The sequence below is a fragment of the Proteus sp. STS61-E genome, assembly GCF_040932335.1.
In the GTDB taxonomy this organism is placed as follows: Bacteria; Pseudomonadota; Gammaproteobacteria; order Enterobacterales; family Enterobacteriaceae; genus Proteus; species Proteus mirabilis_B.
Window position 1 is genome coordinate 111,002 of sequence record NZ_JBFQGE010000004.1, and the last position, 16,837, is coordinate 127,838.

A 16,837-nucleotide genomic window follows, 5' to 3' on the forward strand; every position below is an offset into this window, starting at 1 on the left:
ATGAAACTAAATATATCCTCTATTTTTCAACGTAAAAGTAAAGCAAAAAATTACGATTTTTACCCTAACCATATCGCTCTTATCGAAAAACCTATCACACCTTATAGTCGTTATATTGCGATACTTATTTCATTAAATGTTATTGTCTTTCTTCTATGGGCTTATTTCGGTAAATTGAATATACAATCCCCTGCAACAGGTAAACTTATTGCTATTGGACATTCTCAACTTATTCAAATATATGAACATAGTCGATTAGCAACTCTCCATGTAAAGGAAGGACAAAAAGTCAATCAAGGCGATATATTACTCACACTTGATATATTAGGTATTGATGAAGAAATAATAGGAATAAGAAAAAAAATTGATAATATTTTACAGTTTAAAATACGCTATCAAGCATTAAGCCAAGAAACATCTCCTCAAAAGCTTTACCATTTTAATACGTTAGATAAAAAAGCAAAAAAAAATGTTTTAATTAGTTATCAAAAAGAAAAGGAAGAATTTGATAGTAATATAAAAGTAATCGAGACAGAGATTGAAATAAATAATAAAAATCAATTAATGACTCACAATGATTTATTATCATTAAAAATATTAAAAGAAAACATTGAACAACGATTCACATTGAAACAAACACTGTATATAAAAAAATTTATTAGTAAGATAGAGTATCTAGAAAATCAAAAAGAGTTACTAGAAATAAACAGACTGATAAAAACGAAAGATTCAGAATATAACCTATTAAAAAGCCAAGAAGAACAGAAAAAGCAAAATCTAAATCAATTAGAGAAACAAAAATATCTAGAATGGCATGATAAATATAAACAGTATGAAAGTGAATTGATTATTTACAATCAAAATCTTAGCCATCTTCAAAAGAAACAACAACTAAAAAAAGTACGCTCTCCCATAACAGGTACAGTTCAACAAATTTCAACTCATACACTAGGTAGTGTATTACAACCATCACAAGGTGTGATGATAATAGTACCTGATAACCAAGATAATATTGCAGAAGTTAATTTGCTCAATAAAGATATTGGTTTTGTTCATCTAGGACAAAAAGCAATGATAAAAATAGATGCTTTTCCTTATACACGCTATGGCACCATTGAAGGCGAAGTTATTAATATTGCTAAAGATGCCGTTCAGCACGATCAATTAGGCTTAGTTTATCCCGCAACTATTAGATTAAACAGACAGACAATTAAAAATAGCCAAAGGGAATATCGACTCATTCCGGGTATGTCTTTAACTGCCGAAATAATCACTGAACAACGTCGTGTCATTGATTATATTTTAAGCCCAATAGAAGCTTATCGTCACAATGCACTCACTGAAAAATAAAAATAAGATCTCTCACATTATGGAAAATATAACTAACATGGAAGAAAACCAATATCACCACTCTATTATCGATGGATTACTTTATTTTTCTAAAAAAGGCAGAGGAAATATAAAAAAAGAACAGATCATTCATTTTCTTGGTTGTGACAACCATCTTAATAAATGGAATATTTTTGAGTCAGCTAAATTACTCAATTTAAAATGTCAATTTGATATTTTGGATTATGACAAAAAAAACAGCGCTATGATTAGCACAATTATCGAAATAGATAAGCATTGGTATATCTTAAAGGAGATAAAAAAGGAAAAACTTATTGTTTTTGATCCTAAGAATAGTATTGAAATTGAGTTTATTATTGATAAAAAAAAGAAGATTAATATACTATTACTTATTACTAAAGAGCCTTCACCATTATCAGCTAAGTTTGATTTTCGCTGGTTTATTCCTTCTCTATTAAGACAAAAAAACGCATTGCTTTTTATCTTTATTTTAGTTTGTTGCAGTCAACTATTTGCATTGGTCAGTCCCTTAATTTTTGAAATTATGACTGATAAAGTGCTAACAGGAAGAGATCTATCTAACCTACACCTTTTGGGTTGTTTATTGATTCTGATTGCTATTACCGAACCCCTCTATCTTTATTTGCGCGATAAGCTATATGTTTTTATTTCTTGTCAGTTAAGCGCTGAGTTATCAGGAAAGGTATTCCAACATCTTATCCGCTTGCCTAGCCATTTTTTTAATCAACGCCAATCAGGGCAAATCATTACTCGTATTCAAGAGCTTTCACATATTCGACAATTTATTACTAGCTCTGCATTTATGCTATTGCTTGACCTGATTTTTATTATCATATTTATCTCTGTCATGTTTACGTATTCGTCACTTTTAACATGGATAACCTTAGGTTCATTAACACTCTACTTTCTACTTTGGCTTATTTGTGGCCCTTTTATTCGCTATTGGGTTGAGCAGGAATATCAAGCTAATGCGGATAATACCAGTCTACTAACAGAAGCAATAAACGGTATCGAAACCATAAAAATAACAGCAACAGAAAATAAATTTATAGAAAGATGGCAATACAAACTTACAGATCATATTAATAAGCGTTTCTCTGGTGCTAAAAAAGCGTTATTTGCACAACAGCTTATCTCTATCATCCATAAAATTGCGATAGCCACTATTTTATGGCAAGGCGTTAATTTAATTATCAAAGCACAAATGAGTGTAGGTGAGCTTGTTGCTTTTAATCTTTTTGCTGCACATATTACACAACCTATTTTACGCTTAGCGCAATGTTGGCAAGATTTTCAACAAGCAACCATTTCTTTACGTCGTGTTGGCGATATTTTAAACACACCTACCGAACATCAATCTTATGGAACAGCAACCGTTCCTAAAATCAAAGGAAGCATTGTTTTTTCAAATGTTTATTTCCGTTACGCCAATAACACACCAGATATCATAGAAGCACTCTCTTTATCTATTCCTGCCGGTAAGTTTATTGGTATTACAGGTCGTTCTGGCTCAGGAAAGAGCACTCTTACACGTTTGATCCAACGCCTTTATACTCCTCAACAAGGACAAATTTATATTGATGGAATGGATCTCGCTATCGCTGATCCGCTCTCTTTACGCCAAAGTATTAGTCTCGTTTTACAAGAGAGTTATTTATTTAGTGGCTCGATTATTGAGAATATTCGTTTATCAAAACCCAGTGCGAGTGAAAGAGAGATAATAGAAGCTTCTCAATTTGCAGGTGCTTTAGACTTTATTGAGCAACTCCCTTTAGGTTTTAATACTCAAGTTGGAGAAAGAGGTCACAACTTATCAGGAGGACAGCGTCAACGTATTGCGCTTGCTAGAGCCTTGTTAACCGATCCGCGTATTCTTATTTTAGATGAAGCAACATCAGCATTAGATTACAGCTCAGAAGCACAAATTTTAGCGAACTTACCTCAGATTTGTAAAAACAGAACCGTAATTAGTATTGCACATCGTCTAAATACATTAGTGCATTCAGATTATATCTATGTAATAGATAAAGGTAGGGTATTAGAAGAAGGAACACATACTCATTTAATAGAAAATCGAGCGCTCTATTACCAATTATGGCAGCAACAAATTCAATAATTAAAATTTAATAAAAACAAAAAAGGCTCGATATTTCGAGCCTTCAATATATTACCAATAATGTATCAATAATTAGTAAAGCATACGAGCACGGATTGTTCCCGGTAATGCTTTGATTTTTTGTAACACTAATTCAGCTTGAGCTTTCGTTTGTGTTGTAATATCAATCACAACATAACCTACGTTACCTGATGTACGTAAATACTGTGCAGCTACGTTGATGTTTTCTTCAGTAAACACTTTGTTGATACTGTTCATCATACCTGGGCGGTTTTCATGAATATGCAGTAAACGGTTTACATCATCACCGTGGCTTGGCAGTGATACTTCAGGGAAGTTAACAGCAGATAATGTAGAGCCGTTATCTGAATATTTCGCTAATTTACCTGCAACTTCATAACCGATGTTTTCTTGTGCTTCTTGAGTTGAACCACCGATGTGCGGTGTTAATATCACATTGTCAAACTTGATAAGTTCAGAAACAAATGGATCGTTAGGATCGTTATTTGCACCCGGCTCTGTTGGGAATACGTCAACTGCTGCGCCTGATAAATGTTTAGATTCTAGCGCTTGTGATAACGCAGGAATATCAACCACAGTACCACGAGAAGCATTGATAAGAATTGAGCCTGGTTTCATGCGCTGAATTTCTTCATGCCCAATCATATTTTTGGTTGATGGTGTTTCTGGCACATGTAAACTGACAATGTCACACATATTCAACAGTTCAGAGAGATGACGAATTTGTGTTGCATTACCTAATGGCAGTTTGTTTTCAATATCGTAAAAATAGACATCTAAACCCACGCTTTCTGCCAAAATACCTAACTGTGTACCAATGTGGCCATAACCAATAATACCCAGTTTTTTACCACGCGCTTCAAAACAGCCTTTGGCTTGTTTATCCCAAACTCCACGATGCGCTTTCGCATTTGCTTCAGGAATACGACGCAGTAATAACAGTAATTCACCAAGCACCATCTCAGCCACGGAACGGGTGTTTGAGAAAGGAGCGTTAAATACAGGAATACCGCGACGAGCAGCGGCGTCTAAATCAACCTGATTAGTACCGATACAGAAGCATCCCACAGCAACTAATTTTTCAGCGGCTGCAAAAATTTCTTCTGTTAAGTGAGTGCGGGAACGAAGACCAACAAAACGTGCATCACGGATAGCTTCTTTTAATTCTTCGTCCGATAATGCGCCTTTGTGATATTCAATATTGGTATAACCCGCAGCTCTTAAATTTTCTACTGCACTTTGGTGCACACCTTCAAGGAGTAGAAACTTTATCTTTTCTTTTTCCAAAGATACTTTGACCATTTACCCTGCCCTATCGTTATTACATTTAATGAAAAACAAAATCCTGTCTCATCAACATAACAAAAATAGATTTTGTGGCAATACAACCGATTGCAGTGATGACAGAATAAGCGGTAAATAAAGTGATTTTCTACCGAGTAAAATGATTTTGACTTTGAAAATGGCAGGATTTTAAAGAGAGATATAACTATCGTGTGATATATATCACTGAATTTGCAGTTTCTAAAATAATTTAAAAAATAGGTAGCCATAGCTACCTATCTTAAAAAGAATTACTTAATGGTTTTCACACCTTCAGAGGTACCCATTAAAACAACATTCGCGCCACGGTTAGCAAATAATCCTACAGTTACAACACCCGGAATACTGTTAATTTTGTTTTCCAGTTCAATAGGGTTAAGAATTGTTAAATTATGAACGTCTAAAATAACGTTACCGTTATCAGTTACCACGTTTTCACGATATTCTGGTAAACCACCCAGTTTAACGAGTTCACGCGCAACATAAGAGCGCGCCATTGGAATAACTTCTACGGGTAGTGGAAATTTACCTAGCACATCGACTTGTTTAGATTCATCAACGATACAAATAAAAGTTTTCGCTACACCTGCAATGATTTTTTCACGCGTTAATGCAGCACCACCACCTTTGATCATCTGCATTTGATGGTTAATTTCATCAGCACCATCAACATAGATATCTAAAGAATCGACTTCGTTACAATCGAAAACTGGAATGCCGTAGCTCTTTAATTTTGCAGTTGATGCTTCTGAACTTGAAACTGTGCCTTCGATTTGACCTTTCATTGTTGCTAATGCATCAATAAAATGAGAAGCCGTAGAGCCAGTACCGACACCAACAATCATGCCTGGTTTTACATATTCAAGCGCTGCCCAACCTACTGCTTTTTTCAATTCATCCTGAGTCATTTAAAAAAACCTTATTTATCACGTTAATGGACTAAGAATAGCATATTGCATTCAAAACTAGCACGAGACACATCAAAAACTGAGAAGCAACATTTTAACTCATTGCAACGAAAAATATGGCATAGTAAGCAATAGAATATAAAATCGAAGAGAGTCTGTTAATGAAACGCCCTGATTATCGAGCATTACAAGCCCTTGATGCCGTCATTCGAGAACGTGGCTTTGAACGAGCTGCGCAAAAATTATGTATTACACAATCTGCCGTTTCTCAGCGTATCAAACAGTTAGAAAATTTATTTGGACAACCGCTATTAGTCAGGACTGTTCCACCTCAACCTACAGAGCAAGGGCAAAAATTATTAGCACTATTGCATCAAGTAGAATTACTTGAAGAGCAATGGTTAGGTGATGAAAATAGCGGTTCCACACCTCTTTTACTCTCTTTAGCGGTGAATGCGGACAGTTTAGCAACATGGTTATTACCCGCGTTACATCCAGTTTTAACGCAATTGCCTATTCGTCTCAATATTCAAGTTGAAGATGAAACTCGCACTCAAGAACGATTAAGACGAGGCGAAGTCGTTGGCGCAATTAGTATTCAGCCACAAGCACTACCAAGTTGCCTTGTCGATCAATTAGGTGCTCTCGATTACCTATTTGTTGCTTCTCCTGACTTTGCTCAACGCTACTTTTCCAACGGTGTAACTAAATCTTCATTATTAAAAGCACCAGCAGTGGCATTTGATCATCTTGATGATATGCATCAGGCATTTTTACAACAAAATTTCGGTTTATCTCCGGGTAGTGTACCGTGCCATATCGTGAACTCCTCTGAAGCCTTTGTGCAATTAGCTAAACAAGGTTCAACTTGTTGTATGATCCCTCATCTGCAAATTGCTAATGAACTAAAAAGCGGAGAATTGGTTGATTTGACACCGGGACTTTGCCAGCGACGTATGCTCTATTGGCACCGATTTGCACCAGAAAGTAGAACCATGAGAAAAGTGACAGACGCACTCATTGATTTTGGTCGTAAAGTTTTAAAACAAGATGAAGAGTAATATGCTCTTTCTTCTTATTAACTCAAAAAATAGGCTTCATATTGAAGCCTATTTTTTTCATCACTGCATGATTATTTAGTGCGTTTTAATTCAAAAACCACATCAACATAATCTTTAAACTCGATACTTTGCTGTTCATAAGTTTCTTGCACAGCAGCAGGTGCTTGCGCTTTTAATGCCATCGAATCCATACGAACTTGTCCAAGAGTATAAGGTGTGGCTTCTGGAGCGCGATAGCTCACGCTATAAACCGCACCTAAATCAGCACCAAAACCTTTTGCGACAGATGTTGCTTGATCAATAGCATTTTTAATCGCAACTTCACGTGCTTTTGATTTGTATTGTTCTGGATTATTTACGCCAAACTCAACGTTATTAATTTCATTTAAACCAGCTGCTAATGCACCATCAAGTAATGTATTAAGCTGCTCTAGTTTCTTAATTTTGACATTCACAGTACGTGTTGCGGTATAGCCATTAATGACTGAACGCTCTGCTTTTTTATCATACTCATAGTTTGGTTGAGTACGGATATTAGCAGCATCAATATCTTCTTTCACAACACCATTTTCTTTTAAGAAAGCAAAATATTTTGCGACTCGTTCATCTGCTTGCTTCTTAGCAAGGGCTGCATCTTTCGCTCTTTCACTAACCTGAATATATAGTGTCGCCATATCAGGAGCGGCTTTAATTGTCGCATTACCCGATGTTGTAATATGTGGTCCTTCTGGCTCAGACGCCGCTAATGCAAATGAAGGTAATCCCAGCGTAAACACGGATGCTAATACAATTGCTTTTAATTTCACAAAAACCCCCGACATAATAAATTTTAAGACCATCTTTTTATGGCTAAGAAGAACCTTAGCATATCTGATGTAAAGTTCTTTAAGATTAAAAGAGAGTTTTCCATCCTTGCGCTGCTAATTGAACAGCAATAAACCACATTACACATCCAACAAACAGATTAATAATACGTTGAGAGCGAGCTTTACTTAATATTGGAGAAAACCAAGCGGCTAGTAGTGATAACGCAAAAAACCAGCTTATAGAGGCAAATACCGCACCAAATGTAAACCAAGGACGCAGTTCTGATGTTAATTGCCCGCCAATGCTACCTATCACAACAAAGGTGTCTAAATAAACATGAGGGTTAAGCCACGTCACGGCAACTAATGTCACAATCACTCGCCAACGACTTTTTACCTGATTTTCACTTTGTGATAATTCAATATCTTTTGAAAATGCAGTTTTAAATGCACTCCAGCCATACCATAGTAAGAACGCCACGCCTCCCCAAGTGATCAATAATAAAAGTATTTCTGATTGGCTGAGCAAAGCACTTCCACCAAAGACACCTGCCGTAATTAAAATTACATCACTTAAAGCGCATAAAAATGCACTCATCAAGTGGAATTGTTTTTTACTCCCTTGCTGTAAAACAAAGGCATTTTGGGCACCAATTGGTAAAATCATTGCTGCACTTAACAAGAACCCCTGAAAAAAAATTGTAAACATGCAAAATACCTTAATAATTATTCGTTTAATATTAGATGAATAATAGAGGGATTTTGATATTAGAGGAAATGAATCATTCTTATTGATAATAAGAAAAACTAATGGCGATAAAATAGGAAGAATAAAGTGTTAATAGGATTAATAGGATGAAATAGCCATATTCATTAATAACATAAAAATAAAATTAGAACAGATAGTAACATGAGGTGTTACCACAATTAATGCAGTAATAAATAAGATAATACGTGTACGCTTTTTCTCTGCTTTGTGGGAATACCATAACAATAAGAGCGCCAAAGCAAATATAATATAACTATCAAAATAATGAAAAACGAAAAAGAAACTCCTTAAGATTATCTCCATCTTTAGTATCCAATCCCTTTTACCATCTGTGTTATCTTATTATTTCTCCTGTCTTATCATACAAAAAAGCCACGTTATTAACGTGGCTCTATATCATTTATTTTTGTGAAACTATTCTGCTTTCGCTGTCGCACTTGATGTTTGATGCATATAAACATCCATTTGAGGGAATGGAATACCGATATTATTCGCATCTAATGCGCGTTTAAAATCTTCCATTAAATCCCAATAAACAGGCCATGCATCACCATTCGTAGTCCAAACACGTACTACAAAGTTTAATGAAGACGGTGCCATTTCATGTAAACGGATAGTCACGCCTTTATCATGTTGAATACGTTTGTCTTTAGCGACAACATCACCCAGCACTTGTTTCACTTTATCAATATCAGCATCATAAGCCACGCCAACCATAATTTGTGTACGGCGATTAGGCTCACGCGTTAAATTGATAACTTCGCTACTGATAATTTTGCTATTTGGAATAACGATAATTCTGTCATCAGCTGAACGTAATGTGGTTGAGAAAATCTGCACATCTCTCACTGTACCTTCAACAGAGCCAATCATCACATATTCATCTGTGCGGATCGGACGGAAAATAACAATCAGCACACCAGCAGCAAAGTTAGACAGCGAGCCTTGTAATGCTAAACCAACGGCTAAACCAGCAGCACCGAGTACGGCGATAACAGAAGCAGTTTGAACCCCTAATCGTCCTAATACCGCAATTAAGGTAAAAGCAACAACGGTATAACGAACAAGAACTGACAAAAATGTGACAACAGTGGCATCAATGTGGCGCAACGTTAAAACTCTTGCGACACCTTTACCAATCATTTTTGCCACAAAAAGACCAACAAACAGGATCAAAAATGCCGCAATAATATTCACAGCATATTGAATAAAGAGATCCTGATTTGCCACAAACCAACCTGTTGCTTCATCTAAACTAGCGGGTAATTCATTCATTAGACCACCTTTTAAACTTAAAAACGTAATGAAAAGAATAGTAATTCAATAGTATATTGTGGCAGATTTATTCCAAAAATATATAGGAATTGTTAATTTCCTCTATTTTCCAGAATAAATAACCGATATTTTTGTAGCATGGTAGCAAAATCATCTAAACCACAGAAAGAGATGCTTTCGTTATCGTAATAGCTCATCCCTTCTTCCATTTCATCTGTTTCAAAATGCAAGGTATTGGCTCTTATCATTACTTCTTCGTCATCAATAGAAAGACTGTATTCTTTACCGATAAGTTCCCACTGTCTTTCACTACCTTTAATACCTTCCATTTCTTCAAGAATTTGATCGATAAGACTAATGTCGCCCTGAATTTCATCATTCAGCCAATAGCCTATTGCTTCATGATCCATCGAAAAACGGGCTAGTATACCGCCAGTGAGATCTCGCTGAAATTCATAATCCATGGTGTACGCCCCTTATAAAGCTCTCGCTTTTTTAATAAAAAAATATCTTATTCTTATTATGACAAAAATAACAAAAAACGGGAGGCATTTGCCTCCCGTTTGTTCATATTAAATACTTTAAAGCAATAAATTAACCGTTATACCGTTGTTTGGAAAATAACTTGGTCTGCTTTATCGGTATACTGCTCTAGTTGGTCAAAGTTTAGATAGCGATAAGTATCTTCTGCGGTTTCATCCACTTTATTCATGAAATCCAGATACTCTTGTGGCTCTGGTAAACGACCTAGTAATGAAGCAACCGCTGCAAGCTCCGCAGAGGCAAGATATACATTAGCACCTGTACCTAAGCGGTTAGGGAAGTTACGTGTCGAGGTTGAAACAACAGTTGCACCATCAGCAACACGCGCTTGGTTACCCATACATAGTGAACAACCCGGTACTTCGATACGTGCTCCACTCTTACCAAAGACGCTATAATAGCCCTCTTCCGTTAATTGAGCAGCATCCATTTTTGTTGGTGGAGCAACCCATAAACGTGTTGGTAATTGACCTTTGTGTTGATCAAGCAGTTTACCAGCAGCACGGAAGTGACCAATATTGGTCATGCAAGAGCCAATAAATACTTCATCAATTTTGCTGTTTGCCACTTCAGATAACAGGCGAGCATCATCTGGATCGTTCGGCGCACATAGAATAGGCTCTTTGATCTCATTTAAATCAATTTCGATCACTGCCGCATATTCTGCATCTGCATCAGCTTCAAGTAATTGCGGATCTTTCAACCAGTTTTCCATTGAAGTGATACGACGTTCAATAGTACGACGATCACCATAACCTTCAGCAATCATCCATTTCAGTAAGATAATGTTAGATTGCAGGTACTCAATAATTGGCGCTTTATCCAGTTTAATAGTACAACCCGCCGCTGAACGTTCTGCTGATGCATCAGCAAGCTCAAATGCTTGTTCTACTTTCAGTTCTGGTAAGCCTTCAATCTCAAGAATACGACCAGAGAAAATGTTCTTCTTACCTTTTTTCTCAACTGTCAGTAAACCGTCTTGAATTGCGTAATAAGGAATAGCATGAACTAAATCACGCAGTGTCACACCCGGTTGCATTTTGCCTTTAAAACGCACCAGAACAGATTCTGGCATATCTAATGGCATAACCCCAGTTGCCGCAGCAAAAGCCACTAGGCCAGAACCTGCTGGGAATGAGATACCAATAGGGAAACGAGTATGCGAGTCACCGCCTGTACCGACAGTATCAGGTAGTAACATACGGTTTAACCATGAGTGGATAATACCATCGCCCGGACGCAGTGAAACACCACCACGATTCATAATAAAGTCAGGCAAAGTGTGATGCGTTGTAACGTCTACCGGTTTTGGATAAGCCGCGGTATGACAGAATGATTGCATCACTAAATCAGCAGAGAAACCAAGGCACGCCAAGTCTTTTAGCTCATCACGAGTCATTGGGCCTGTTGTATCTTGTGAACCTACTGAGGTCATTTTTGGCTCGCAATATTCGCCTGGGCGAATACCTGTACGGCCACAAGCACGACCTACCATTTTCTGAGCTAGTGAGAAACCACGATTGCTTTCTGCAACAGGTTTAGCATGACGGAACAGTGTGCTAGCTGGTAAACCCAGTGATTCACGCGCTTTTGATGTTAACCCACGACCGATGATCAATGGGATACGACCACCAGCACGAACTTCATCAATTAATACTTCGGTTTTCAGCTCAAAGGTTTCCAGTAACTCATTCGTTTCATGGTTACGAATTTCACCTTTGTATGGGTAAATATCAATGACATCACCCATATTTAATTTAGAAACATCAACTTCGATAGGGAGTGCGCCTGCATCTTCCATAGTATTAAAGAAGATAGGTGCGATTTTACCGCCAAGAACAACACCGCCACCGCGTTTATTAGGAACGAAAGGAATGTCGTCTCCCATAAACCAAAGAACAGAGTTAGTTGCTGATTTACGTGATGAGCCAGTACCTACAACATCACCAACATAAGCCAGAGGGAAGCCTTTTTTATTTAACGCTTCGATTTGTTTGATAGGACCTACACTACCCGGTTGATCTGGCTCAATGCCTTCGCGCGCATTTTTCAGCATTGCTAAAGCATGTAATGGGATATCAGGACGAGACCAAGCATCAGGTGCTGGAGATAAGTCATCGGTATTGGTTTCACCAGTGACTTTAAATACGGTAACAGTAATTTTTTCTGCTAATGCTGGACGTTCAGTAAACCACTGTGCATCAGCCCAAGATTGCATGATTTGCTTAGCATAGACGTTACCTGCTTTCGCCTTTTCTTCAACATCATAGAAGTTATCAAACATCAGTAATGTGTGAGAAAGCGCTTTAGCTGCTATTGGAGCTAATTTATCGTTGTCCAGAGCGTCAATTAAAGCGTGGATATTATAGCCACCTTGCATGGTGCCTAATAATTCAACTGCTTTTTCTGGAGTGATAAGAGGTGATGTGGTTTCGCCTTTCGCGAGGGCAGTTAAAAAACCCGCCTTAACATAGGCAGCTTCATCAACTCCGGGTGGAACGCGGTTAACAATTAAATCAAGAAGAAATTCTTCTTCACCTTTAGGGGGATTTTTTAATAGCTCAACAAGTGCGGCTGTTTGTGTGGCATCGAGAGGTTTTGGAACGACACCTTCAGCTGCACGCTCTGCTACGTGCTTACGGTATTCTTCTAGCACGACTGTCTCCTCGCTTCTTTGTCATTTTGTATAACCCGGCTGTCTGCACCCTGTCTGTTGAAGGATGCCAGGTCAGAGGATCTTTTGCTCGCATAAAACATAAGAGGTTGTAAAATTATGCCCAGCTAAGGGCTATCAGCATAGCAAATCTTCAACACGATGTTAATTCGTTCACATAAAAGTAACATTAATCAGATTCAAATATCCACTTATTCAGATTAAAACACTTAAACAAAATATATAACAGGGACTTTTAACCAAGATTTTGGTTAATAACCACACTTTTTATAGTTTTTTTCATCCTCAAATTAGCACTAAAGCGAAATTTGCGATTAAATAAACGACAAAAATAGCTAATCACTAATATTTCCCTTCATTAAGCAATGCTAGTCTCAACAAAAAGACATAAAAAAAGAGCCAAGTTCTATAAAGAACTTAGCCCTTATCATTTAAACTACTTCAGTAAACTGTTTTTCAGTAAACGAGTTGCTTATTTTTTCTTTTTCGCTTTTGGATTTGGCAGGTCAGTGATACTACCTTCAAATACTTCCGCAGCCATACCGATTGATTCGTATAACGTTGGGTGAGCGTGGATAGTTAATGCGATATCTTCAGCATCACAACCCATTTCGATTGCCAGACCGATTTCACCTAACAGTTCACCACCGTTAGAACCAACAATTGCACCACCGATAACACGGTTAGTTTCTTTGTCGAAAATCAGTTTAGTCATACCATCTGCACAATCTGATGCGATTGCACGACCTGATGCTGCCCAAGGGAAAGAAGCCACTTCATAGCTAACGCCTTTCTCTTTCGCTTCTTTTTCAGTCATACCAACCCATGCAACTTCTGGTTCAGTATAAGCGATTGATGGAATAACTTTAGGGTCGAAGTAATGTTTCTTACCAGAGATAACTTCTGCTGCAACGTGACCTTCGTGGACACCTTTGTGAGCCAGCATTGGTTGACCAACGATGTCACCGATAGCAAAGATGTGAGGTACATTAGTACGCATTTGTTTATCAACATGGATAAAGCCGCGATCATCAACTTCGATACCTGCTTTACCTGCGTCTAATAGTTTACCGTTAGGTACACGACCGATAGCAACTAATACTGCATCGTAACGTTGTGGTTCTGCTGGGGCTTTTTTGCCTTCCATTGTTACGTAGATGCCATCTTCTTTTGCTTCAACCGCAGTTACTTTGGTTTCTAGCATCAGGTTAAATTTCTTGCTGATACGCTTGGTAAATACTTTAACCACGTCTTTATCAGCAGCAGGAATAACCTGATCAAACATTTCAACTACGTCAATCTGAGAACCCAGAGAGTGATAAACCGTACCCATTTCCAGACCGATAATACCGCCACCCATAACCAGTAAACGCTCTGGTACAGTTTTCAGTTGCAGTGCATCTGTTGAGTCCCATACACGTGGGTCTTCATGTGGAATGAATGGTAATTCGATTGGACGTGAGCCGGCAGCAACGATTGCATTATCAAAAGTGATGGTAGTTGTACCTTCAGCACCTTCAACAGACAATGTGTGAGAACCAGTGAATCGTGCTTCGCCATTAACGACAGTCACTTTACGGCCTTTAGCCATACCAGCTAAGCCACCAGTTAACTGAGAAATAACTTTATCTTTCCAGATGCGAATTTTGTCGATATCTGTTTTTGGTGCGTCAAATACAACACCGTGTTCAGATAATGCTTTCGCTTCTTCGATAACTTTAGCAACGTGGAGTAACGCTTTAGAAGGGATACAACCCACGTTCAGACAAACACCACCTAAAGTAGAGTGACGTTCCACTAAAACTGTTTCTAAACCTAAGTCAGCGCAACGGAACGCCGCGGAATAACCCGCAGGGCCTGCACCGAGAACCACTACCTGTGCTTTAATTTCAGTACTCATCGTGACCTCATTATTTATTTGTCCGGCGAGTCAGACGATAATCCATATTTAACACCGAGACTTACATACCGCATGCAGTTTACAGAAATGTTAATAAACTGAAAAGCGCTCTAACATGACGGATCTCACAACCTAAGATGTATGACTGTAAAATCCATCACTGTAATCAGAGAAACCGGCGCTAAGCACCGGTTTTAAAATTACATTACCAAACGACGTAAATCGCTCATGTACTGATTAATCAGAGTGATGAATCGAGCACCGTCAGCACCATCGATCACACGGTGATCGAAAGATAATGACATTGGTAAAATCAAGCGTGGTACGAATTCTTTGCCGTTCCATACTGGTTTCATAGAAGAACGGGAAAGTCCCATAATCGCAACTTCTGGTGCGTTAACGATTGGTGCAAAACCGGTAGTACCGATACCACCAAGGCTAGAAATAGTGAAGCATCCGCCTTGCATATCTGCTGCTGTCAGTTTACCTGCACGCGCTTTCTTAGAAACTTCAGCTAACTCATAAGACAGTTCGATAATGCCTTTTTTGTTAACATCTTTGAAAACAGGAACAACAAGACCGTTCGGTGTATCTACAGCAATACCGATATTGATGTATTTTTTCAGGATCAGTTTCTGTCCATCTTCAGAGATAGAGCTGTTAAAGCGTGGCATATCTGCCAGTGCTTTCGCTGCAGCTTTCATTACGAAGACTAACGGAGTGATCTTAACATCCAGTTTTTTCTTCTCTGCTTCTTTATTTTGCTGTTTACGGAATTCTTCAACCTCAGTGATATCTGCTTCATCAAACAGATTTACGTGAGGGATCATCACCCAGTTACGGCTTAAGTTAGCACCAGAGATTTTCTGGATACGGCTTAATTCAACTTCTTCAATTTCACCAAACTTGCTGAAGTCAACTTTCGGCCAAGGTAACATGCCTGGTAATCCGCCACCTGCATTTGCCGGCGCTGATTCAGCACGTTTAATTAACTCTTTCACGTAAGACTGAACGTCTTCACGTAAGATACGACCTTTACGACCAGTACCTTTTACTTTCGCTAAATTCACACCGAATTCGCGCGCTAAGCGACGAATAACAGGTGTTGCATGAACGTAAGCGTCATTTTCAACAAATTCTTCTTTCGCTGCTGGCGCAGTCGCTTGTGCTTTAGCAGGTGCTGCTGGTGCAGAACTTGCTGGCGCTGGTGCGGCTGCTGCTGGTGCTGCTTGAGCAACTGGTGCTGCATCGGCAACTTCGAAAGTCATGATCAGTGAGCCAGTTTTCACTTTGTCGCCCACTGCAATTTTGATCTCTTTAACCACACCAGCAAATGGTGCAGGAACTTCCATAGAAGCTTTGTCACCTTCAACAGTGATCAGTGATTGTTCTTCAGAGATGGAATCACCTACTTTCACCATCACTTCAGTCACTTCAACTTCGTCACCGCCGATATCTGGAACATTCACTTCTTTCACTGCAGATGCTGCTGGTGCAGATGCCGCTGGTGCTGGTGCTGCTTGAGCAACAGGTGCGCTACCTGCAACTTCAAATACCATGATAAGAGAGCCTGTGCTCACTTTATCACCAGTTGCGATTTTAATTTCTTTCACAACGCCAGCAAATGGAGCTGGAACTTCCATAGAAGCTTTATCACCTTCTACAGTGATCAGCGATTGTTCTTCAGCAACGCTATCGCCTACTTTTACCATCACTTCGGTAACTTCAACTTCGTCACCGCCGATATCTGGTACATGAACTTCTTTTAATTCTGCCGTTGCAGGCGCTGCTGCTGGTGCAGGTGCTGCGGCTTGAGCTGGTGCAGCTTGCGCGGCACCTTCTGCTTCAAAAATCATGATAAGAGAACCCGTTTGGACTTTATCGCCCACAGCAATTTTGATCTCTTTCACTACACCCGCTTGTGGTGATGGGACTTCCATAGAAGCTTTGTCGCCTTCTACGGTGATTAAGGATTGTTCTTCCTCAATACGGTCGCCCACTTTCACCATCACTTCGGTGACTTCAACTTCATCAGCACCGATATCTGGGACTTTAATTTCAATAGACATT

The 16,837-nt window shown here is 38.5% G+C and carries 12 protein-coding genes; 3 read left to right on the top strand and 9 right to left on the bottom strand.

Going from position 1 to position 16,837, the window contains the following annotated elements:
* On the top strand, nucleotides 1-1,350 hold the full coding sequence (locus AB4J89_RS10975; protein WP_368469211.1) for an HlyD family type I secretion periplasmic adaptor subunit: 1,350 nt from the start codon (nucleotides 1-3) through the stop codon (nucleotides 1,348-1,350).
* 19 nt (nucleotides 1,351-1,369) lie between these two features.
* A complete protein-coding gene (locus AB4J89_RS10980; RefSeq protein WP_368469213.1) occupies nucleotides 1,370-3,487 on the top strand; it encodes a type I secretion system permease/ATPase in 2,118 nt (705 codons plus the stop codon).
* 72 nt (nucleotides 3,488-3,559) lie between these two features.
* Here the strand turns inward: AB4J89_RS10980 and serA are convergent, their stop codons facing one another.
* Together serA and rpiA are read right to left on the bottom strand one after the other, a co-directional pair.
* Nucleotides 3,560-4,810 carry a phosphoglycerate dehydrogenase gene (gene serA / locus AB4J89_RS10985; protein WP_088494954.1) on the bottom strand — a complete coding sequence of 417 codons (1,251 nt, stop codon included), beginning with the start codon at nucleotides 4,808-4,810 and terminating at the stop codon, nucleotides 3,560-3,562.
* A 272-nt stretch (nucleotides 4,811-5,082) separates the two neighbouring features.
* Entirely contained in the window at nucleotides 5,083-5,739 is a 657-nt protein-coding gene (rpiA, locus tag AB4J89_RS10990; RefSeq protein ID WP_088494953.1) for a ribose-5-phosphate isomerase RpiA, read from the bottom strand.
* A 161-nt stretch (nucleotides 5,740-5,900) separates the two neighbouring features.
* Between rpiA and AB4J89_RS10995 the strand changes: the two genes are divergently transcribed.
* On the top strand, nucleotides 5,901-6,800 hold the full coding sequence (locus tag AB4J89_RS10995) for a LysR family transcriptional regulator ArgP (protein WP_088494952.1): 900 nt from the start codon (nucleotides 5,901-5,903) through the stop codon (nucleotides 6,798-6,800).
* 71 nt (nucleotides 6,801-6,871) lie between these two features.
* Here the strand turns inward: AB4J89_RS10995 and AB4J89_RS11000 are convergent, their stop codons facing one another.
* The 7 genes from AB4J89_RS11000 to aceF form a co-directional block, all read right to left on the bottom strand.
* Nucleotides 6,872-7,606 (bottom strand): oxidative stress defense protein, encoded by a 735-nt coding sequence (locus AB4J89_RS11000; protein WP_088494951.1) that lies wholly within the window; start codon nucleotides 7,604-7,606, stop codon nucleotides 6,872-6,874.
* Nucleotides 7,607-7,691: 85 nt separating this feature from the next.
* The gene (gene argO / locus AB4J89_RS11005; RefSeq protein ID WP_088494950.1) at nucleotides 7,692-8,315 is read right to left on the bottom strand and encodes an arginine exporter ArgO; all 624 of its coding nucleotides are present in this window, start codon (nucleotides 8,313-8,315) and stop codon (nucleotides 7,692-7,694) included.
* 474 nt (nucleotides 8,316-8,789) lie between these two features.
* Nucleotides 8,790-9,650 carry a small-conductance mechanosensitive channel MscS gene (gene mscS / locus AB4J89_RS11010; RefSeq protein ID WP_088494948.1) on the bottom strand — a complete coding sequence of 287 codons (861 nt, stop codon included), beginning with the start codon at nucleotides 9,648-9,650 and terminating at the stop codon, nucleotides 8,790-8,792.
* A gap of 92 nt (nucleotides 9,651-9,742) precedes the next feature.
* Nucleotides 9,743-10,114 (bottom strand): YacL family protein, encoded by a 372-nt coding sequence (locus tag AB4J89_RS11015; RefSeq protein WP_088494947.1) that lies wholly within the window; start codon nucleotides 10,112-10,114, stop codon nucleotides 9,743-9,745.
* Nucleotides 10,115-10,251: 137 nt separating this feature from the next.
* On the bottom strand, nucleotides 10,252-12,849 hold the full coding sequence (gene acnB, locus AB4J89_RS11020) for a bifunctional aconitate hydratase 2/2-methylisocitrate dehydratase (protein WP_088494946.1): 2,598 nt from the start codon (nucleotides 12,847-12,849) through the stop codon (nucleotides 10,252-10,254).
* 490 nt (nucleotides 12,850-13,339) lie between these two features.
* Nucleotides 13,340-14,767: a dihydrolipoyl dehydrogenase gene (gene lpdA / locus AB4J89_RS11025; protein ID WP_075670832.1), complete on the bottom strand. Its 1,428-nt coding sequence runs from the start codon at nucleotides 14,765-14,767 to the stop codon at nucleotides 13,340-13,342.
* Nucleotides 14,768-14,967: 200 nt separating this feature from the next.
* A complete protein-coding gene (gene aceF, locus AB4J89_RS11030) occupies nucleotides 14,968-16,836 on the bottom strand; it encodes a pyruvate dehydrogenase complex dihydrolipoyllysine-residue acetyltransferase (protein WP_368469217.1) in 1,869 nt (622 codons plus the stop codon).
* Nucleotide 16,837: the final 1 nt, after the last annotated feature.